Genomic DNA, 296 nt, shown 5'->3' with positions numbered 1-296 from the left:
GGATGTAGCAAGCTCGAATTCTCTTACATAAATGGTGGTTTGGTTATCGAAAATGGAAGTATAATACGATTCAAATACAATGATGCAAACATTTTTTACGGATATGTATTTAAACGGGAAGAAAATAAAAAGGGAGAGGTATCGGTAACTGCATATGATCAACTTCGATATTGCAAAGCAAAAGATACTATTGTTGTAAAAAATGACACGGTAGATAGTCTTGTTAAAAAGATGTGCAATTATTTTAATCTTAAAACTGGAGTTCTCACAAATACAGGATATAAACTGCCGGTAAG

1 protein-coding gene is annotated in these 296 nt (G+C 32.4%); it reads left to right on the top strand.

Annotated features, from left to right (window positions below; translation table 11 throughout):
• Positions 1–296, top strand: a 296-nt coding sequence (locus UUA_RS20150) for an XkdQ/YqbQ family protein (protein ID WP_238533066.1), incomplete at both ends; no start/stop codon positions are given.

Source organism: Rhodanobacter thiooxydans LCS2 (genome assembly GCF_000264375.1).
GTDB lineage: Bacteria > Pseudomonadota > Gammaproteobacteria > Xanthomonadales > Rhodanobacteraceae > Rhodanobacter > Rhodanobacter thiooxydans.
The sequence above is the reverse complement of the archived record's forward strand: the minus strand, read 5'-3'. Positions and strand labels throughout refer to the sequence as shown.